This is a genomic window from Lacticaseibacillus camelliae DSM 22697 = JCM 13995, from assembly GCF_001311195.1.
GTDB lineage: Bacteria > Bacillota > Bacilli > Lactobacillales > Lactobacillaceae > Lacticaseibacillus > Lacticaseibacillus camelliae.
On record NZ_BBAJ01000046.1, the window covers coordinates 1 to 18047 of the forward strand.

Consider the following 18047-nt stretch of genomic DNA (forward strand, 5'->3'; position numbering starts at 1 on the left):
CGCGTGCCGCCGGCGGCGGTGACGGCCTCCCCGGCCCCGCCGTCCATATTTCAATGGCTTCAGAGAATAGCTTGGCCAGCATGCCGACCGAGTGGAACCCCACGGCCAGGACCCCGGCGAAGGAGCCAGGGCCCACCGCTTGATAAACATCAAGGCGAGGACGATTTCAGGAAAGGTCCGGATCGCGGTCAGGACGAATTTGCCGGACCGGGTGGTCAGCCAGAACTTATTTTTAGTGTTGGCGGCCCAGAAGGCAAAGGGCAGGGAGATGATCGCGGAAATGAAGGTCCCGAGGAAGGCGATACCCAGCGTTTGCAGCAGGGTGGTGGTCAGGTCCTCGCCGTCGCCTGTCCAGACGTAGCTGAAATCCGGGTGGGCCAGACCATGCGCAATCGACTTGGTCACCATCCAGGCGTTTTGCTTGATGGCAAAGCTTGGCATGCCGGTGAACGACCAGATGATGATGGCCAGCGTCAGTACCGTGAAGAAAATGTGGCGGTAGCGGTGCGTGAGCGGGGCTTTTGGCAGTACGGATGAGTTGGTCATAGCAGTGCCTCCCTTGCTTTACCAGAGACGTAATCGATGACCAGCACGACCGCGAAGATGACGAGCACAATCAGCCCGACGCGGTCGTAGCGGAACATGGACAGGGCCTGCTGGAGATAGATGCCGATCCCGCCGGCGCCCATGTAGCCCAGCACGGTTGACGCGCGCACATTGATTTCAAACGCGTAAAGGACGTAGCTGATAAAGTAGTTCGCAATTTGCGGGACCACCGCAAAGCGAATGATCTCGATCTTGCCGGCCCCTGCCGCGCGCAGCGCCTCAAGCGGGCCAGGGTCGATGGTTTCAATGGCTTCGTAAAAGAGTTTGCCAACCATCCCAAAGGTGAAGATGGCGAGGGCAAAGATCCCGGCGATTGGTCCGATACCGACAACCGCGACGAACAAGGCCGCCAGCATCAGGTCCGGAATGGTCCGGACAATGTTCAGAATGAAGCGGAACAGGCCGACCACGAACTTGTTGGTCACAATATTTCGCGAAACCAGCAGGGCGTAGGGAAAGGCCAACGCCGAACCAATCAGGGTGCCGATGATGGACATTTTCAACGTCTGGATCATGGGATCGACCGTGTAATAGGCGTAGCTCCAGTCAACATGCGCCATTTCCTGAAAAATGACCAGGAATTGACTGATGTTTTCAAAGAACATGCCCATGTGCGCCTGCGTGATCCAGGCGGACCAGATCAGGCCAACAATCATGAAGACGGTCAGCGCCCATTTTTGCCAGTGCAGCTTGCGCTTCGGCAATGTGGAAGGAGCAGTCATGCTACGCCTCCTTTTCTTCGCCGCTGTAAATCTCGGCGATGGCCTCGTCCGTTGCTTCCGCTACCGGCCCGTCGAAGACCTTTTCGCCGGCGCGGATGCCAATGATGCGGGTGGCGTAGGCCTGGGCGAGTTCGACAGAGTGAAGGTTGGCGACAACGGTGATGCCCATTTCGCGGTTGATGCGCTGCAGGTCATCCATGACGCGCTTGGTGGTTTGCGGATCAAGGCTGGCGATCGGCTCGTCGGCGAGGATGATCTGCGGCTGCTGAGTCAGCGCGCGGGCAATCGAGACGCGCTGCTGCTGGCCACCGGAGAGCTGATCGGCGGGTGTAAACCTTGTCCTGCAGTTCAACGGTCCCCAGCGCATCATACGCGCGCTGTTTGTCTTCCGCAGAAAACAGCCCGAAGATCATCTTCCAAGTGGGGTAGTAACCCACGCGCCCGGTCAGCACGTTTTTCAGGACAGTCGCCCGGTTGACCAAGTTGAAGTTTTGAAAAATCATGCCAATCTGGCGGCGAATGTGCAGCAATTGTTTGCCTTTTGCCTTGGTGATCGAGGTGCCGTTGATCCGCACGTCGCCCTCGGTGACGTCGTGCAGGCGGTTGATGGCCCGCATCAGGGTGCTTTTGCCCGCACCGGACAGGCCCACGACAACGACAAACTCGCCGGGCTGAATGGTCAAGTTGATGTCCTTCAAGCCGACAACGCCGTTCGGATAGATTTTTGAGACATGGTCAAATTCGATGACCGGTTTTGCTGATTCTGACATTGACTTTCCTCCACGTTTCCCGCTACGCATAGCAAAAGCGCTAGAAGGCTAGCGCTTTTGCGTGCAACCATTACTTGTTGTTCGTTTCCCCATTAGCGATCTTATCGTATTTCCGAACAATGTCGAATTGCGAATCCTTCGCCTTCACGTACCCTTCATGGGTGTAAATGCTGGAGATGATCTCGTGCCCCTTCTTGCTCTTGGCAATGGTCCGGAAGGCCTTGCTGAGCTTGGTGCGGAAGGCTTTGCTCATGTCGGTGCGAACGGAGATCGTATCGTTTGGAATCGGCTTGGTGAAGTAGATCGGCACGACCTCGTTCATGATGTTCGGCACATCCTTCTTGACCACGTTGCGGGCATCCTCAAACACGAACGCAGCATCGGTGTCGCCGTTCAGAACGGACATGACGCCTTGGTCGTGCCCCTTAACGGTGACCAGGGTGTTGTCCTTAGGAATGTCCACGCCCTTCTGGGAGAGCTCAGCGACCGGCCAGATGTACCCGGCGGAACTGGTGACGTCTTGCACCGCGATCTTCTTACCCTTCAGGTCCTTGTAAGACTTGATGCTGCTGCCTTTTTTTGACCAAAATCTCGGAGCGGTAGGAGTCGACGAGTTTGTCGGTGTTCTTGCCGCCTGGTTGCTTGATACCGTAGCGCTGTGCCATCAACAGCACATCCGCGGCGCCTTGCTTGTGGGCCTGAACGTAGCCGTCAGGTGGCAGGAACCCAACGTCCACTTGCTTGGACTTCATGGCCTCAACGATTGAGTTGTAGTCGGTTGAAACTGTGACCTTGACTGGGATTCCCAACTGCTTCTTGAGCAGTCCCTCCAGCGGCTTGGCCTTAGCCTCGATCGTGTTGGCGTTACTTGATGGTACGAACTGGATGTTCAAGGATTTAGGCGTGTAGCCGTCCTTGCTGGAACTGCTGGTGCTGGACTTGCTATTGCCGCAGGCGGCTAGTGCCAAGGTTGCGGCGGCAGCCAGCGTGACTGTTGCCAATTTTTTTCCAGAGCTTCATCAATATCTCCCCCATAGTGTGAGTGTCGGTTGTCCACTGGCAAAAGCCGAACATTAGCGGCAATTCGCAAGCTTGAATATAACCCGTTAACGATTCGATCCCTGCCAGCCATTTTGTAGTATAGGCGAGAAGGTTCTCAATTTCAATCCTAATTGTCCGCTTTATCATCAAAAAGTTCGGAATTTCGCGAAAATTTTCATGAGATTTTCAGAAAGTATTCTGATATTGGCTTACTGATAGTATCCGAACAATCAATTTGTAAGCAACCGGTTTCTAAAGCCCATTTTGGGCTTTAACGGTGTTAACGCTGTGAGGGCCGCCAGGTCAAAAAACGCCCAGGCGATCTGCCTGGGCGTTCATGTTATGGGGCAAGGACCTTTTCGGCTGCAGTGATGGTGTTGTTAATGGTTTCATCCGTGAGCGGCTGATTAAAGTATAGGAACGAGGCCGCCACGCCGCCAACCAGCGACCAGAGGTACTTCAGCACGGTGTGATTGCTCCAGGCGACCAATTCGCCGTTGGCCCGGAGCCGGTCCAGCGCTTCGTCCAGTGCCTCCCAATACGCCTCGGGCAGCTGAGCCACCAGCTGCTGTCGCACCGTTGCTTGATTGAGGAGTTCCGTGATGAAGACCTTCACCAAGGCGGCGTTATCGCGCAGCATTTGAAGCCGCCTGCGAATCAGGCTCTCGCAAAAGTCATGGCGCGTCTGAAACGGGCTGGCCAACTCGCGGTCGACCAGGTCAGAGACTGCGACCGGAAAGATCCGGTGGGCGACGGGCTGGATGATGGCATTCAGCAGGCCGCGTTTGGAGCCAAAACGCGCAAAAATATTGCCTTCCGCCACCCCGGCGCGCTTGGCAATTTCATGTGTACTGGCGTTGGCGTAGCCCTTTTCAGCAAATACTTCAATGGCGCTTTCAAGAATTTTACGCTGCTTTGGCGTCAGATTGCCGAAGACCTGCGCGTAATCGGAGATAGTGAGATCCGCCATGACTAGTCCTTTCCCCGCCAGCCGGCGATGTCATCCCGCTGAACTGGTAGGTGAGCTTACGCTGATAGGCGCGCTCGTACGCCTGACACTTCTGCCGGTAGTCTTGCTGCATCATCGCAATCGAGTTCTCGCGGACCGACTTTTGCGGGTCGGGGAAAATCGAAGGCATAATCTGCATACTGTACCCAACCTTGTTGAATGCGGGACTGACCTGTTTGGCCAACGTGTGAATCGCCACGAAACAGGAGATGACCGGCACGTTGAACCGTGCGGCATAGTAATAGGCACCGCGCTTAGGCGGCCGCGGCTTGCGGTAGTTGTACCACATTTCCTGTTCAGGGTAGATCAGGACCTTGTGCTGGCGCTTGAACACCGTGTCCAGCAGGTCGGGAAACTCGTGGGCCAAATAGTTTACATCGGCAGAGATCGGCAGGATGTCGGCATTGTTAAAGACGTACCCGAGTGTGCCTGGCATCTCCAAATTGGTGGTCTGACTCACAATGTACAGACGCGGCATGCCCAAGGCTTTGCGGACAATGAGGTTTTCCACTGGACTGAAGTGGTTGGACGTGACAATCGCCGCGCCAGGAACCGCCGCCAGGTTTTCGCGACCGGTGACCTGAATGCCGTGACCGATCCACCGCGCGGACAGATTCATGCCGGTGCGGACGATGACGTTGTTGAAGCGGTGGCGCCAGGTGGTCTGGCTGGCCAGGTAATGGTCGATCACCGCTTTTTCCGCGGCGGGCGGCAGGGTTGGATCGTTGACCTCGACTTTGTCGTTGAACCGCCCGTCCTGAACGGCCCGCTCGATGTTTTTGATCACAGGAGTGTGCGGATCTGCAGACTTTTTTTTCGATCATATCTGTACTTGCCCTCCCTGGGCTTCAACACTGGCAAACGTGATGGGTTCAGCACCTGTGGTGGCGGCCAGAGTCATGAGGTCCTGCTTGTGCTTGATGTCGCCTTGCACCTGCTTTTCACCAAAAGCCGTCCGCGTGGCGCGCAGGTTGGCGGCCACCTGTGGCAATTCATCGGCATAGTGCCAGAAATAATGGTCGTTTGGCACTTGCGCATAATGCCATGGCTTGTCGAATAAGTTGTAGTGGATGATTTTGGGGGTCGTGACCTGCGGCCGGTCGCCCTGCACGTTCCAGCTCTCGTCAAGGTGAGTCATGCGGTCGCGCGTAATGGCGTTGATGTAGTCCTGATCAGGCGCCAGGCTGTGGAAGTGGTACTGGTTGAGAAGCTTGAGAAAATGATCTGCAAACTTGACGCGCCGCATGCCGGCCAAATCCATCAGCAGCACGCCGGAGTTGCAGTACTGGTGGACGTCGACGCCGATGGCATCGCGGGTGTAGGCAGTGGTTTCCGGATTGACGGCCATGAACGGGTCGTGCACGGCGCCGAGCAGGTCCCCGTGCAGGTTTTCTGCAAAAAGCTCAGCAATGTCAGTCAGCACCACCGTGTCGGCGTCTAGGTAGACGGCTCGGTCCAGAGCCGGGAAAAGTTCGGCAATGAACAGGCGGAAGTAAATCGTAAAGGTGAAGTAATCGGCGCGTAATTTGTTGTTTTTGTCGGTGATTTGGGCTTTGAGCCGGTCGGCAATTGATTCAAAAGAGACTGTCACATTGGCGGTTTGCTCGGCTTGAATCTGCGCCTTGTGAGCTGGCGTCAAGTGTTCAGTCATCACGATCACGTGGTACTGGTTGGTCGCCGCCGTATTGCGGGTCAGTGAATGCAGCGACACGGTCAGCGGATCGACATAATTGTCGTCGACCGCGTAAAAAAATTGAGTAAGTCATTCGATCATCCTTTTCTGGCGTTTCGCACGGTTGCATAATCGTCGTAAACGGCTTTTGTTTGAGTGTTCGAGTTGACAAGCATGGTTTGGACTGAGTCAACTTGCCAGGGCTTAACCGTGACTGGATGGAACCAGGGCCAGAACTTCAGCCGCGTGGAGAAATGCAAGAACACGGTATCGGGGTGCGGACCGTGCTGATCATTGTATTTGCGAGGGGCGAGCCGCTTTTCTTGTGCGAGCTTGTTTAGCGCGCTCTGGTCTGGCATAAACATCCGTCTGCGTGCGATGCGTTCGCGGCAGCGGGCGAACAGCCCAGTTTGCTTGATTCGCTTGAGGTTGAGCAGCAACACCCCAGAGTTAATATAGTCGCGCAGGCGCCGGCCATGGTGAAAGTACCACTGACCGTAGTGATCCAGCACGCCGACTAACTCTGTGTCGGTCAGGGGTTGGTCATAAAACTTACGCGGGTCAGCCACTGCCAGCACGTCTGCGTCTAGGTACAGGAGCCGGTCTGGCAGGCTAGGGATCAAATCGGCGTACAGCCGCAGCATGCAGTACGGGGTGAAGCGGGTCTGCCAATTGGCGGTGGGTGGCATCTCGGTTAGCAGAGTGGTCAAATCGCACTTGGTCACAGAGCCGCCAGCATGGTGGGTTTTTACCACCTGCCGCAGCTCGTTGATTGCCGCATCCGGGAAGGGACGATAATTGGTGCCTGCCACGCTGATGGCCGCCGTGAAGACATAGATGTGCAGTGGCGCTTCGACCTGTTTGGTCAAAGACAGTACAGACAGCAGCACGCCATCGCGAACATGGTCATCACCGCAGTATAGGATGTTCATTTGGCTCGCCTCCGGTAAATCACATGCTGGTAGGTACTGGCTTGGGTGCGACTGGCCATTTGCGAGTGCACCACTTCTGCCAGTTGTTTTCGCTGCACTTGAGCGGGCTGAGTCCGATCAGGCGTAAAAGGGCCATCGACGTATACGGTGACGCCGTGTTTTTGGTATGTTGTGGTGAAAGTGAAGACCGGGGCCTTGAATGCCACGGGGTAATGAAACGCGCCGGTGACAAATGGTCTGATGCCGGTGTAGTAAGGCCATACATGGGCTTCTGGGTACACGGCCACTGGGGCACCGGTTTTCACTAGGCCGCGCAGGTAGCTGAGGAAACGTCTGGTTTGCGCGGCCGTTTCCGGTAGGATCACACCCCCGCCCAGCTGAAGGATCGGCCCGAAGAACGGCACGCCGAGGTTGGCTGCAGACGCCAGCGTGTAGGCACGCTGCGGGTCTGCCAGCAGTATGGGCATGAACGGATCACCAAACGGTTGCGTGTGGTTGCCGTAAAGGAAGTAGGCTTGATCGCGATAGGGCGCAAGCTTTTCGCGCCCGACAAGCCTAGCGTGCAGAACGCCTCGCCAATACAGACGACCGACCTGTTTCATGGTGTGATAGACGACGGCACTTTTGAAGGCTGCCCACAGGCCGGTTTTGGCCCACTCGTAATCAGGTGGCAGCGGGGTGGTTTGGCGGCTTGTTGTCACGAGGTCCGCACCAAAATCGGTGTATTCCTGCACGCGTTGTCTCATCTTGCCGCCTCCTTTGAGTGAGTACTCACTTTAATAGGGTAAGTATACTGAAAACGGCCCTCTTGTCAAGTGAAAACGCCTGCCATCGGGCCTGTAATAGGCATGACACCGGCGCTCTGCTGCTTTCATTACCAGCTTGCTGACATGATTCTCAGCTTTGTTTGGCAAGTCGGCGGGCATTGGCCTAAGATTAAAGCAGGACGAGAAAGGAGCGGGTTTGGATGACCGCATGGGTATTCACGGATATGGATGGGACGTTGCTGGATGAGACCGGCCGCGTGCGCGACAGTAACGCGCAGAAAATCAAGCAAAGCGGCTTGCCGTTAACGCTGGTTTCGGCGCGTTCACCTAAAGAAATGCAGGAGGCCATCACCGCACTGGACTTGCGTGGGCCACAGATCGCGTATAACGGTGGATGATCTTCGAACCGCTCGCCACTGGTCGCAAAATTTTGTCGGCGCTGCCGATGCCGACCACTTCGGCCAAGCAAATTATCACTGACATCATCGAGCGCTTTCCCAGCACCTCTGTTAGCTATTACGACGGGGCGGACTGGTACGCGGAGCGCATGGACGATAACCTGCGCGGCGAAATTGCCGTGTCGCGCTTGATGCCGACCTTTGCGCCTTACCAAGAGGTTTTTGAACGGCCGCGGCGGATCATGAAAATCATGCTGATCGACTTTGATGCCAGTGTGATGGCTCAGATCCATGACTTTTTTGCGACTCATGATTTTCCGGGAATCAATGCGCGCTCCTCTAACGCGGCCTGGTTGGAGATCACCAGTGCGGAGGCAGAAAAGTCTCGAGGTATTAAGCACGTACTGGAAACTGAGCATCTAGATACCAAGGACGTGGCCGCGTTTGGGGACGGACAAAACGACCTGCCGATGCTCACCATGGTCGGGACGCCGATCGTAATGGCCAATGCGGCACCAGCCATTAAGCAGGTGGCCAAACATATCACCAAAAGTAATGTGGAGGATGGCGTCGGCTACGGCATGCTTCACTTCTTGAAAGCATAAAAACAGGGATCGCGACAATCAAGTCGCGGTCCCCGTTTACGTTGATGACTTATTTTTTTGGCGGGCTTCTTGGCAGCGGCGATCAGCGCATCGTTGATGGTTTGCGCAAACAGCACGTTGCCGTCTTGGTGGCCGCCGAAGTGGACGCCGTCGGTACCTTTAAAGACGTGTGGATGGGCGGCAGCAGTGGTTGCCCAGTCGGCGAGCGTGACCCAGTCGTGGCTGGCGGGCAGCGCGCGCTCAAGCACCGTCAGCTTACTGGAATTCCAGTCTGACTGCGCTTTGCCGTTGTACGGGGTGACCAGCACCAGTTTGTGGCCGGGTTCAAGTGTGTCAAGCAGCTGCTGCAGGACTTTGGCGTAGTCGGCCAATGAATTGGTTCCGCAGGCGATGACCACAAACTCGCGTAAGGTGCCGGCTTGCTGCTGTTGTGCCACCAGGCTGACAGCCTGATTCATGGTGCGATCGCCTTCTGCATCCACCAAAGCGTTGGCCACGTGGGCCGACAAATAGCTGGCGGTGCCGAGAGTGACGGAATCGCCGATGATCGAGACGCCGGCGGGGATGTGGTGTGCAGCCGCCGTACTCTGATGATTTTGGGCCTGATAGCCGTGTGGGTCACCTTTGGCCGCTTGGGCGGCTGCGGCGCGTGATTGTGCGAGTCTAGTCTCAGCGGCAGTTTGGCGCGGCGTGTGTGCGGCCACAATTTCCGGTTTGGCGCGGCGGTACTGGGCAATGTCCTGCTGAATGCCTTCCGTCCACAGCGTGGTATCCAGTTGAGAAAGCGCTGGGGCCGCTTGGACCTGGCGGCCGGTGACCACGGTCAGGGCGGCCGCGATGACAAAGACCCCGGCCACCGCCAGGCTGTTGTGTCTCAGGTGTGTTTTGCCAGCGATCAGTGGCTCTATCACGTACACGGATAAGGCGGCGAAGCTCAAACTCAGTGCAAGGGTGGCGGCAATCGCCTGACCCGAGTTTAACAGTCGGCTGAAAATGACGAAAAGCGGCCAGTGATAGAGGTAAATGCCGTATGACAGTGCGGCCAAAATGGTGGTGATTTTGGGCTCTTCAACCGTTGGGGTGTGCTCGTGCAGCAGACGCGCAGCAACAATCATGATCATGACGAGCAGGGTGGCGATCAAAAGTCCAATTGGATAGGTGCTGGCGGCATCAAACTTGATAGTCGTGCCGAGCCATACGGTCACACCAGTCGCGAGAAGGAGGACAACGCCAGTCTCCCAGGCGTTAGTGCGACTAACCAGCCGGCGAAACTACATGGGGACGACGGCAACACCGGTCACTGTGGCGAGCAGTGCACCGGCAAACAGCGGGAAGGCGTGCGTCAGGCTTGAAAAATACACCGGGGTGAAGTCCTTTAAGCCTTGGCTCTGTTGCCACATCAGGTAAAGACTGGCTGCTGTGAAAAGAAGGGCAAGGGTGAACAGGATGCCGCGGAACCGTACGCGGCGCTCACGCATCGGGACTTCAGGATTTTTCAGCAGCCGGCTGATTCCCCACACCAGCACGCCCCAGAACAAGTAGAACTGCATCTCAACGCCCAAAAACCAGGTATGCACGAATAGGTGGGGGATAAAATTGTTCGCGTAGCTGCCACCGGTGGCAATTTCGTACCAATTCGTCACAAACCCCAGGGCCGCAGCAATCTGCTTGCCCAAGCCAGTGATTAGGTCTGGGGACACCAGCAGGGTGAAAGGCACCACGATTAAGATCATCATAATGACGGCTGGCACGATGCGGTAAAAGCGCCGGCGCAAAAAAAGCGATGAGATCAAAGCGCTGCGTGCTGGAGAACTCATCAATCATCAGGCTGGTGATCAGGAAGCCTGAAAAAAAACAAAAAATAGGTCGACCCCGATAAAACCACCAGGGTAGCCCACCTTGAAGAAGTGATAGCCGAGGATCATCAGGAGGCCTAATATCCGGATCAAGCCAAACCACTTAATGTGTTGATGCTGCATGGTATTGGCCATTCTTGAAGTACCCCCGCAATTGTTTGCCCTGCTTGGTCGTCAACGTCCCCTGGCCAGTCAGTGCCCCATTTTTGAACTGGCCTGTATAGCGCCACCCGGCGTGAGAGGAGAACTTGCCTGAACCGTTGAAGCGGCCCGCGCGAAATTCACCAACGTAGCGGTCGCCATTTGGTTCAGTCAGCGTCCCGTGCCCACTGAACTTGCCCTTCAGCATCTGCCCGTCGTAAACGATTTGGCCGTCTTGCAGCGTGTAGTGGGTCGTGATCCGGGGCGCGGGGCGTAGCGCAAAGCTGGCGGCGGCAAGAATCAGTGCCACCGTCAGAAGCTCTAGGCCGGTTCTGAGGCGATGAGTAAGCAAAGTGGGCCTTCTTTCTAAAAAGTTACTAATTAATCATACTTGAAAACACAATTGAAGCAAGGACATCACGGGGATTTTTCAATGATTTGCATAATGTGTGGGTCAAAGGGAGGTCGATCACATGGAAGAGCGAGTCGGGGCGGCCGGGCTCATCTTGGCCCTTGCCGGGTTATTGCTGCTGGGGGTGCCGATTGTTGGCTGGCTGTTTTACATTCTTGGGCTGGTGGTTAGCTTCTGGGGCGTCTTTCGCGCGCGTCCGCACTTAGCCTGGTGGGGCATCACTGTGTCGGTGGCCAGCGCGGTGCTGCGGCTGACGGTTTCGATTTTTATTGCCGGCTAGACACAAAAAGCCCGGTGCAGCGACCAATCTGTCGTTGCACCGGGCTTTTTTTGACTGGCGGCAAAGGCTGAGCCGGCCTTTATGCTGGCAGACGCTTAAACGCCTCGGAGATTTGCTTGACCTCGTCGACGCTGAGTGTGACGTCCAGTGCCCCGGCATTTTGCGTGGCCTGTTCAGGCGTCCGGGCTCCGGGGATGACGACCGCGATCGCCGGATCCTGGATGTACCAGGCGAGGATGACCTGGGCCGCAGTTGCCTGGTGATGGTCCGCAATTGGCTTGACGGTATCGGTCAATGCCGCTGTGATCGCCGCAAACCGGGCGCCCTGGAAATTCGGTTTGCCGGCCTGCCAGCTATCGGCACTGAACACTTGGTCTGCCCGATACTTGCCGGTGAGTAGGCCTGACGCCAGCGGGAAGTACGGCACAAAGCTGATCCCGTGTTGCTGCAGGTAGGGCATCAGGGTATCTGCCGCCTGCCGGTCGATCAGGTTGTAGGCGTCCTCGACGATGTCCACATAACCATCCTGATTGGCTCCTTGAGTTGCTCCAAGCTGAAGTTAGACACCCCGATTGCTCGAATCTTGCCCGCCTCTTTCAGTCGCTCAAGCGCGCCCACTGCCTCGTACTTAGGGGTGTCTTGATCCGGGAAGTGGATGTAAAAGATGTCGATGTAATCTGTGCCGAGGCGTTCAAGCGCATTGTCGACCTGCCGCGTTAAAAATGCCGGTTGGTTGTTCGGCTTCAGTTCCCGATCCGGATCTTGCGCCGCCTTGGTCGCAATCACGATTTGGTGCCGATCGTAGTCCGCGATGGCCTGACCGATCAGGTTTTCCGAGTTGCCCAGGCCGTACATGAACGCTGTGTCGAGCATGGTGATGCCATGATCCAGCGCAGCTTTGACGGTTTGGATGCCGGTTTGGTCGTCGAGCGCCTTGAACAGGTTATGGCCGCCGACTTTGTTGGTTCCAAGGCCAAGCGGGCCGGATACCACGTCGCTATGGCCGATTTTTACAGTTGTTGTCATATGCTCACCTCCTGATTAATGTACCACGATTGACTTCAGGCCGCCTGCGTCAATTAGCGGAAAATCAGCGTGTTCGTGCCGGTCAGGTTGAGGATGTACAAAAATAGCACCAGTGCGTTCACAATGAGCGAAAGCACGATGACCGCGTACCGAATGGTGAAGTTGTGGGTCCAAGTGGCAAAGTTGAACCAGCCCAATTTCTTTCCTTTGTAGGTAATGGTCATGATCAACAAGGCCAGTACGATCACGCTTTGGCCCACCAGGCCAAGGTGATACAGGGCGGCACTTTGGGCTTGGAGCCGATAACTGCCAAACGCGATCGCGTCCAGCAGAATTGCAATTAACGGCATCTTGATCCTCCTTTTTATCGCCACAGCGAAGTTAAGCTGATTGTAGCACGTCTTAGCGCTGTGGAAAGGGGACCAGGTCGGCATGCCGAATATCGGCGATACTGACCTGGGCATTGCCGATGCCGACCTCGTCCCAGTCGGTGTACCCCTGGACTTTTCCGCCCAAGGGTGCGGCCAGCCGGCCTTCCGGGGTGAGATGCTTCAACTGCACGATGACACTTTGGCCGCTGGCAAACGCCGTAGCCAGAATGTGGCGCACTGCCGCCTCGCTTTGCTGCGGCAAGGCGACTTGATCTTGTAAGGCCGCCTCGGCTTTTGCCTGTTTTTTTCAAGGCGGCGGTATGGTCGGACAGGTAGTAGCCTTGCCATTTTTTTTCATGCCGCGGTCGTGGTAATGATGCGCAAAAAAAGTCTGCCACGAGATGCGTGAAGGCCGCTTGACCAATTTGGTCGGCGTAAGTCATGTGCACGACTCCTTTCAAGATAGACTTACCGCATTATACGAACAAATGTTTGCAAAATCAATCATGCAGTCAGCCGCACGTTGTAACATAAAAAGGCGATAGGAACGGCGCTTAATCAAAGCTTAAGCATTTTTATGACGATTATGTTACAAAAGTGTTGCAGATGTGGGTATACTATAGCCATAAAGAAGAGCGGGGAGTGATTGTGATGAAGAAGTGGTTTTTGATCAGTGCGTTAACGTTGGGCTTGATCGGCGGCGGTGCCGGAGCGGCCACGAGTCACATTGATGAGGCAAGCACTGAACCAAGGTGAGTGCGCCTGTCGTCAAGACTCCAAGGCTAAGGCCAGTGTTAAAGGCGCAAAAGCTGCTGCCGTCAGTGCCAAGGTTGCCCAGTCATCCAAGGCGCCGGTGGCTTCGGTCAAGCCAGCCGCAAAGACCACTCAACCTGCGTCAAAACAACCCGCCTCAGCGGCGAGCGTTAAGACGCAAGCAACTGCCTCACAGACAACAGCAGTCAAGCCGGCCGCCCAGCCGACAGCTGGCCTTGCCGCCTACTACGGGACTTGGCACAACCAGGCTGTGACTTTGACGCTATCAAAAAGCGCGCTGACCGTTGCGCAACCGGGCCAGCCAAGCGTGACGACCAGTTACCAGGTAACCGCCAGCGGTGCGGGTTACTTGTTCACCCCGACAGGCGTTGAGGCGGATCCCTTGCAGCTGGTGCTTCAAAACGGGCAGCTCAGTTGGGTGACTGGTGCCAGTGCACCGCTCGTTTTGGTTCGTTAAGCAAAAATAAATCCCAGTGCTTCCGCGCGAAAAATTTGCTGCGGCAAGGCACTGGGATTTTTGAGCGGGTAGGGAAAGCGTATTAGTGATCAACGCCCAAATGGTAGCCGAAGAACGACAGGGTGCCGGGAAGCGCAAACTGCGTGTAATCACGCGCGTGACCGGAGCCAGGCACGACATGGACGGCAATATCGCGTTTAAACGCGGCGGCTTGTTCGAGAAAGCGGAAGACTCCTGGCAGTGGGACCAACTCATCGGTGGAATTGTACATCAGGGTGGGCCCAAGCTTTTCCGTCAAATGGTTCAGCGGGTTCACGGCAGTCAGCCGGGCCGGCGTCAAGTCGCCGAGGTAGGTCTGCACGAAATATTTATAGAAGCTTTCGTGAATGGCGTGTGGTTCAGTGATGCCGAGCTCTTGCTTGGCGTCGACCGAAGCCTTGACGGTTTGGTGCTGCTGGACCCAGTTGGCAAAGTCCACGACAGCGGACCAGGTGACGACCGGTTGGCCGCCTTGAATGCTTTCGCTGATGGCCATAGTGCCGCCGACACTGGCGCCGAGTAGGCCGACTTTGGCGCGGTCAAACTCATAGTCACTGGCGGCAAACCAGGCGAGAAACGCGTGCAGGTCGTCCTGGGCAGCAGGAAACTGATGTGCTGGGGCCAATCGGTAATTGATCAAAGCGGCGACGTAACCGGCGTCGGCCAAAAGCTGGCCGATCTCCTGGTCACGTGTTTTATCACCGCGGAACCACCCGCCGCCGTGAATATAGACAATGGCCGCGCCGTTGGGCTGGTCGGTACGTAAATATCGGCCTGTTGGGCGGGGTCGCTGCCATAAGCCAGATCTGTATCAATCATCGTTTGTCCTCCTTGAAAAGTGTCTACCTTCAGCTTAGTCCACTTCTCGCAACTATGGCAAGCGCTCCCAGCAAGCCAGCCGTGTTCAAGCACGCCAAAGTCCGTTATAATTCGAGGCGGAGGGATCAAGACAATGAATTTTTCGTTTCAGTACTCAGCAGAGCGCGCGACCACGGTCAAGCGCGTGTTGATGCGCCAAGGCGTGAGCCACCGGCTGCTCACAAAACTATTTGCGGCAAACGCCGTCTTTTTGAATGGCGAACCCACAGTCAACCAGCCGGTGATCCACGGGGACAAGATCCGCTTTGAGCTCCCGGCTGCCGATACGGTCGCGATCAGTCACGACCCGCTGACCGTTGTCCAGGAGCTTGACAATTGGCTCATCGTGAATAAGCCAGTGGGGTTGGCCAGTGTGCCTGGTCCCAGCGCCCCCACGGCCAGTCTGCTCAATCGCGCTGCCGGGTACCTGGCAGCGGCTGGGATCGACGGTCCGCAGCCCGCGGTCATGACGCGCCTGGACCGCGACACTTGCGGCCTGGTGCTGATCGCCAAGCACATTTTTGCCCAAGGTAAGTTGGATCAGGCCGAGGATAATGGCCTGACCAAGCAGTATCAGGCTGTGGTGAGCGGCATCCTGGACCCGGCGGTGGGGACGATCACGCTGCCGCTGGCGAAGGCGGCAGATGGGATCCACCGTGAAGTGCGCGAGGGCGGGCAAACGGCGATCACGGATTACGCGGTCGCCGCCACCCACAACGGGTTGAGCCTTGTGAACATTGTGCTGCAAACTGGCCGGACGCACCAGATCCGTGCCCACTTTGCGGCGATCGGACACCCGCTAGTCGGTGACCCGTTGTACGGCCAGGCTACTTCTGAGTATCCTCATCAGTTGCTGCAGGCGAGCGGACTGACGTTCACGGATCCGTTCACCGGGCTGACGCACAGCTATCACTTGCCGCTGCCGGCAGATTGGCCCGCTTTTCCGGCATAAAAAAAACCGCCTCCGAGGAGACGGTGGTAGTCGCTAGGCCTAAGCGACGAGCCGAATTACTTTTTAACTTCAGTAAACTCAACACGGCGGCGCAGCTTTGGAGAATACTTCTTCAAAGTCAAACGATCCGGTGTGTTGCGCTTGTTCTTGGAAGTCAAATAGATCCGTTCGCCAGTTTCGGCGCAAGCAAGAAGAATGTGATCACGCATGCTCAAGCACCTCTTTCTATATATGAACCTTAATAGCATACCGGAATCAGCCAAAAAGTCAAGGGAGAAGAGCAGATGGAGCTGAAGGGAACGCGCGTGACGATCCGGCCGATGCGGGCTGACGATGCCGCAGCGTACTTAGCACTGACCCAAGACCCGGCGGTCGCGGGACCGGCGGGGATGGGTCGACTGGCCGATTTACAGGCGGCCCAGCAGCACCTAAAAAAACACTAAAGACACAGAATTCGCCGTGGTGCTAAACGGTCAGCTGATTGGAGAGGTCGGCATTTACCCCCGCACCCAAGACCCTGATGACCCAGTCGCCTCGACCCGTGAACTGGGGTACGCCCTAGGCCAGGAATACTGGGGTCAGGGCCTTATGACCGAGGCGCTGAGGTTGGTGGTGAAGGACCTGTTTGCCCAGGGAATCACAGCATTGTGGGCAGGGGTGTTCCCGGATAACCGTCGCTCAATTGCGGTACTGGCCCGCTTGGGCTTTGAGTATCGCTTCACGGCACCGCTGCCGGCAGTGCTGGCCCACGGCGAAAATCGCGCGGAGGCGTATTTTGAATTAAGCAATGAAAATTCTCCTCAGGACTAGCTTACAATTTGTAAAGCACGGCTTTCATTTCAGCCGGCAAAAGAAATGTCGTGGCTGGCGCAAGGTAATGGTATAATGAAACTGAAAAATTAAAATGGAGGTTTCATAATGAGTACCCAAGCTGATTACGATGATATATACGCCAAGCGGCTTGCCGCAATTGAGAAAGATCCGGCCCTGACGATCCTGTCGAGCATGAACCAGCCTCAGGTTGAAGGCGCAAAGGCCACGCAGTACATCGTCTACACCGACTACCAGGCAAACGCCCGCAAGAGCAGTTTCACGATCAGCGTGTACACGCCGTTTGAAAATGTCGACAAGTACGGGCACTCCAAGGCCGACTTTCAAGCCCAACTGCTGTTTGACCTGAACGCCTGGCAGAAGGCCATGCACATCACTGTACTGGAAACGCTAGGGTCGGAGAGTCGCCTGGCTTTTTATGATTTTCAGGACATGGGCCTCGCCCAGCTCGCGCTCAAGGCGTTTCTCAACCTGGCCAACAAGGCTGACGTGGAGAAAATCGACGGCAACATCTCGAGCTTCGATAAGGAAAACTTCGACAAACTGGCTCATATTTTCCGCAAGTTCGGGTTTACCGTGAAAGTTTCAGACGCTGCGCAAGGCATCGCTAAAATCGAAAAGAGCCTTAAATAAGTGTTTATAAGCATCGTCGGTTTTTGCCGGCGACCTTTTTTTACCTCGGTTTGACAGCGTTTTCAGTCCCGGCTACAATGGGCGTATCTGGGGGATTCGGGAGGGACAGTATGCTAACACCAAGCGTAAAGGTTTTTATGTACATGTTGACAATGTCAGATTCGCCGACCGTGGGGACCGAGCCGGTGTGGCATGACCGCTACCGACTGTCGCCTGCGCGGGTGATCGCCCGCCTGCTTCGCCGGGGGCTGATCCAGCCGGTGCCAGGGAATGCCGTGCGCTACGAGCTGACGCCCAAGGGCCAGGCGGCACTTAGCGATATCGACGGGTGGCTGTGGATCCACGAGTATTATTTGCCGGACGTGATCGATTTTGCACATGTGCTGACGTTGCCGTGGCTGCACCCGAAAATTGATTACCACTTCATTGAGCACATGCTTGCTGAGGCCAAAGCCAAGTACGCAGACGACGCCACCTATCAGGCCCTGCTACTGCGTCATCAGCTGCGCCTGGAGTACGATACGCATCATGATACGGATGCGATTCAGACGCTGATGGCCTTGATCGATGCGGATCTTGATCCGCAGCCGGACGGCACCGAGTTGACTTATCAAACCACCTGGGCGAAGATGAGCGAATTTGAAAAGAATATTCTGAAGACGCTTCTCGGGCGGCTTAACTGGACGTTGGCCGACTTCGAGATGCAATTTTCTGCGTGGCTGGACCAGCAGCCAAGAAGGCCGCGGGTGTTTACGCGCTTCGAGTTGATGACCATCGTCATGTACGAAATTGGTGGGGCCACGCCGCAGCTTTGCGCGCTTTACAAAAAAAGCCGCCGCCAGGGCCAAGAAGCAGGCCGCCGCAGCTGCCGATGAGATGTGTGACGCCTGAAGTC

The 18047-nt window shown here is 56.1% G+C and carries 19 protein-coding genes and 7 pseudogenes; 9 read left to right on the forward strand and 17 right to left on the reverse strand.

Annotation, left to right across the window (positions count from 1 at the left end; translation table 11 throughout):
* From JCM13995_RS08920 to JCM13995_RS08960, 9 genes and pseudogenes are all read right to left on the reverse strand, one after another.
* Nucleotides 1–546: pseudogene (locus JCM13995_RS08920) on the reverse strand (PhnE/PtxC family ABC transporter permease); the annotation flags it as partial.
* Entirely contained in the window at nt 543–1328 is a 786-nt protein-coding gene (gene phnE, locus JCM13995_RS08925; protein ID WP_054664794.1) for a phosphonate ABC transporter, permease protein PhnE, read from the reverse strand. The pseudogene JCM13995_RS08920 and the gene phnE, both read right to left, overlap by 4 nt.
* Before the next feature lies 1 nt (nt 1329).
* A pseudogene (phnC, locus tag JCM13995_RS08930) lies at nt 1330–2098 on the reverse strand (phosphonate ABC transporter ATP-binding protein).
* Between the two features lie 70 nt (nt 2099–2168).
* Nucleotides 2169–3084: pseudogene (locus JCM13995_RS08935) on the reverse strand (phosphate/phosphite/phosphonate ABC transporter substrate-binding protein).
* A gap of 395 nt (nt 3085–3479) precedes the next feature.
* Nucleotides 3480–4109, reverse strand: coding sequence for a TetR/AcrR family transcriptional regulator (locus JCM13995_RS08940; RefSeq protein WP_054664797.1), 630 nt, complete (start codon nt 4107–4109; stop codon nt 3480–3482).
* Nucleotides 4045–4935 carry a lysophospholipid acyltransferase family protein gene (locus tag JCM13995_RS08945; RefSeq protein ID WP_054664800.1) on the reverse strand — a complete coding sequence of 297 codons (891 nt, stop codon included), beginning with the start codon at nt 4933–4935 and terminating at the stop codon, nt 4045–4047. Before JCM13995_RS08945 ends, JCM13995_RS08940 begins: the two co-directional genes overlap by 65 nt.
* A gap of 33 nt (nt 4936–4968) precedes the next feature.
* Nucleotides 4969–5886: pseudogene (locus tag JCM13995_RS08950) on the reverse strand (glycosyltransferase family 8 protein); the annotation flags it as partial.
* Between the two features lie 32 nt (nt 5887–5918).
* Nucleotides 5919–6752, reverse strand: a complete 834-nt coding sequence (locus JCM13995_RS08955) for a glycosyltransferase (RefSeq protein WP_082397794.1) — start codon at nt 6750–6752, stop codon at nt 5919–5921.
* Complete coding sequence (locus JCM13995_RS08960; protein WP_054664808.1) at nt 6749–7498, reverse strand: lysophospholipid acyltransferase family protein; 750 nt, start codon at nt 7496–7498, stop codon at nt 6749–6751. The genes JCM13995_RS08955 and JCM13995_RS08960 overlap by 4 nt, the downstream gene beginning before the upstream one ends.
* A gap of 221 nt (nt 7499–7719) precedes the next feature.
* On the opposite strand from JCM13995_RS08960, the gene JCM13995_RS17040 reads away from it, so the two are divergent.
* On the forward strand, nt 7720–7917 hold the full coding sequence (locus tag JCM13995_RS17040; RefSeq protein ID WP_054664811.1) for an HAD hydrolase family protein: 198 nt from the start codon (nt 7720–7722) through the stop codon (nt 7915–7917).
* Nucleotides 7914–8522, forward strand: coding sequence for an HAD-IIB family hydrolase (locus JCM13995_RS08970; RefSeq protein WP_054664814.1), 609 nt, complete (start codon nt 7914–7916; stop codon nt 8520–8522). The genes JCM13995_RS17040 and JCM13995_RS08970 overlap by 4 nt, the downstream gene beginning before the upstream one ends.
* On the opposite strand, the gene JCM13995_RS16120 is transcribed toward JCM13995_RS08970, so the two are convergent.
* From JCM13995_RS16120 to JCM13995_RS08985, 3 genes are all read right to left on the reverse strand, one after another.
* Entirely contained in the window at nt 8504–9727 is a 1224-nt protein-coding gene (locus JCM13995_RS16120) for an acyltransferase family protein (RefSeq protein ID WP_054664818.1), read from the reverse strand. The genes JCM13995_RS08970 and JCM13995_RS16120 overlap by 19 nt on opposite strands.
* 66 nt (nt 9728–9793) lie before the next feature.
* Nucleotides 9794–10315: an acyltransferase family protein gene (locus JCM13995_RS16125; protein ID WP_054664822.1), complete on the reverse strand. Its 522-nt coding sequence runs from the start codon at nt 10313–10315 to the stop codon at nt 9794–9796.
* A 166-nt stretch (nt 10316–10481) separates the two neighbouring features.
* Nucleotides 10482–10829, reverse strand: a complete 348-nt coding sequence (locus JCM13995_RS08985) for an MORN repeat-containing protein (protein ID WP_225350820.1) — start codon at nt 10827–10829, stop codon at nt 10482–10484.
* 163 nt (nt 10830–10992) lie between these two features.
* On the opposite strand from JCM13995_RS08985, the gene JCM13995_RS08990 reads away from it, so the two are divergent.
* Nucleotides 10993–11211: a hypothetical protein gene (locus JCM13995_RS08990; protein WP_054664828.1), complete on the forward strand. Its 219-nt coding sequence runs from the start codon at nt 10993–10995 to the stop codon at nt 11209–11211.
* Between the two features lie 79 nt (nt 11212–11290).
* Here the strand turns inward: JCM13995_RS08990 and JCM13995_RS08995 are convergent.
* The 3 genes and pseudogenes from JCM13995_RS08995 to JCM13995_RS16130 form a co-directional block, all read right to left on the reverse strand.
* Nucleotides 11291–12237: pseudogene (locus tag JCM13995_RS08995) on the reverse strand (aldo/keto reductase).
* Between the two features lie 53 nt (nt 12238–12290).
* Nucleotides 12291–12587 carry a hypothetical protein gene (locus JCM13995_RS09000; protein ID WP_054664831.1) on the reverse strand — a complete coding sequence of 99 codons (297 nt, stop codon included), beginning with the start codon at nt 12585–12587 and terminating at the stop codon, nt 12291–12293.
* Between the two features lie 52 nt (nt 12588–12639).
* Complete coding sequence (locus JCM13995_RS16130; RefSeq protein ID WP_225350821.1) at nt 12640–12846, reverse strand: hypothetical protein; 207 nt, start codon at nt 12844–12846, stop codon at nt 12640–12642.
* 492 nt (nt 12847–13338) lie between these two features.
* Here JCM13995_RS16130 and JCM13995_RS09010 point away from each other — a divergent pair, with 492 nt between their 5' ends.
* Entirely contained in the window at nt 13339–13839 is a 501-nt protein-coding gene (locus JCM13995_RS09010; RefSeq protein WP_054664834.1) for a hypothetical protein, read from the forward strand.
* An 82-nt stretch (nt 13840–13921) separates the two neighbouring features.
* Here the strand turns inward: JCM13995_RS09010 and JCM13995_RS09015 are convergent.
* A pseudogene (locus JCM13995_RS09015) lies at nt 13922–14697 on the reverse strand (alpha/beta hydrolase).
* Nucleotides 14698–14830: 133 nt separating this feature from the next.
* Here JCM13995_RS09015 and JCM13995_RS09020 point away from each other — a divergent pair.
* Nucleotides 14831–15688: an RluA family pseudouridine synthase gene (locus JCM13995_RS09020; protein WP_054664837.1), complete on the forward strand. Its 858-nt coding sequence runs from the start codon at nt 14831–14833 to the stop codon at nt 15686–15688.
* A 56-nt stretch (nt 15689–15744) separates the two neighbouring features.
* On the opposite strand, the gene rpmG is transcribed toward JCM13995_RS09020, so the two are convergent.
* Entirely contained in the window at nt 15745–15897 is a 153-nt protein-coding gene (gene rpmG, locus JCM13995_RS09025; protein ID WP_054664841.1) for a 50S ribosomal protein L33, read from the reverse strand.
* A gap of 75 nt (nt 15898–15972) precedes the next feature.
* Here rpmG and JCM13995_RS14510 point away from each other — a divergent pair, with 75 nt between their 5' ends.
* From JCM13995_RS14510 to JCM13995_RS09040, 4 genes and pseudogenes are all read left to right on the forward strand, one after another.
* The gene (locus JCM13995_RS14510) at nt 15973–16131 is read left to right on the forward strand and encodes a hypothetical protein (protein WP_156314402.1); all 159 of its coding nucleotides are present in this window, start codon (nt 15973–15975) and stop codon (nt 16129–16131) included.
* 10 nt (nt 16132–16141) lie between these two features.
* Nucleotides 16142–16498 (forward strand): annotated as a pseudogene (locus tag JCM13995_RS09030) (GNAT family N-acetyltransferase); the annotation flags it as partial.
* Between the two features lie 108 nt (nt 16499–16606).
* Nucleotides 16607–17152 carry a hypothetical protein gene (locus JCM13995_RS09035; protein ID WP_054664849.1) on the forward strand — a complete coding sequence of 182 codons (546 nt, stop codon included), beginning with the start codon at nt 16607–16609 and terminating at the stop codon, nt 17150–17152.
* A 110-nt stretch (nt 17153–17262) separates the two neighbouring features.
* On the forward strand, nt 17263–18027 hold the full coding sequence (locus tag JCM13995_RS09040) for a hypothetical protein (RefSeq protein ID WP_156314403.1): 765 nt from the start codon (nt 17263–17265) through the stop codon (nt 18025–18027).
* The last annotated feature ends 20 nt before the right edge of the window (nt 18028–18047 follow it).

Coding starts and splice junctions, on each gene's coding strand:
- phnE (WP_054664794.1), bottom strand. CDS start 1,328: ATGACTGCTCCTTCCACATTGCCGAAGCGCAAGCTGCACTGGCAAAAA.
- JCM13995_RS08940 (WP_054664797.1), bottom strand. CDS start 4,109: ATGGCGGATCTCACTATCTCCGATTACGCGCAGGTCTTCGGCAATCTG.
- JCM13995_RS08955 (WP_082397794.1), bottom strand. CDS start 6,752: ATGAACATCCTATACTGCGGTGATGACCATGTTCGCGATGGCGTGCTG.
- JCM13995_RS08960 (WP_054664808.1), bottom strand. CDS start 7,498: ATGAGACAACGCGTGCAGGAATACACCGATTTTGGTGCGGACCTCGTG.
- JCM13995_RS17040 (WP_054664811.1), top strand. CDS start 7,720: ATGACCGCATGGGTATTCACGGATATGGATGGGACGTTGCTGGATGAG.
- JCM13995_RS08970 (WP_054664814.1), top strand. CDS start 7,914: ATGATCTTCGAACCGCTCGCCACTGGTCGCAAAATTTTGTCGGCGCTG.
- JCM13995_RS08990 (WP_054664828.1), top strand. CDS start 10,993: ATGGAAGAGCGAGTCGGGGCGGCCGGGCTCATCTTGGCCCTTGCCGGG.
- JCM13995_RS09000 (WP_054664831.1), bottom strand. CDS start 12,587: ATGCCGTTAATTGCAATTCTGCTGGACGCGATCGCGTTTGGCAGTTAT.
- JCM13995_RS09010 (WP_054664834.1), top strand. CDS start 13,339: ATGAGGCAAGCACTGAACCAAGGTGAGTGCGCCTGTCGTCAAGACTCC.
- JCM13995_RS09020 (WP_054664837.1), top strand. CDS start 14,831: ATGAATTTTTCGTTTCAGTACTCAGCAGAGCGCGCGACCACGGTCAAG.
- rpmG (WP_054664841.1), bottom strand. CDS start 15,897: ATGCGTGATCACATTCTTCTTGCTTGCGCCGAAACTGGCGAACGGATC.
- JCM13995_RS14510 (WP_156314402.1), top strand. CDS start 15,973: ATGGAGCTGAAGGGAACGCGCGTGACGATCCGGCCGATGCGGGCTGAC.
- JCM13995_RS09035 (WP_054664849.1), top strand. CDS start 16,607: ATGAGTACCCAAGCTGATTACGATGATATATACGCCAAGCGGCTTGCC.
- JCM13995_RS09040 (WP_156314403.1), top strand. CDS start 17,263: ATGCTAACACCAAGCGTAAAGGTTTTTATGTACATGTTGACAATGTCA.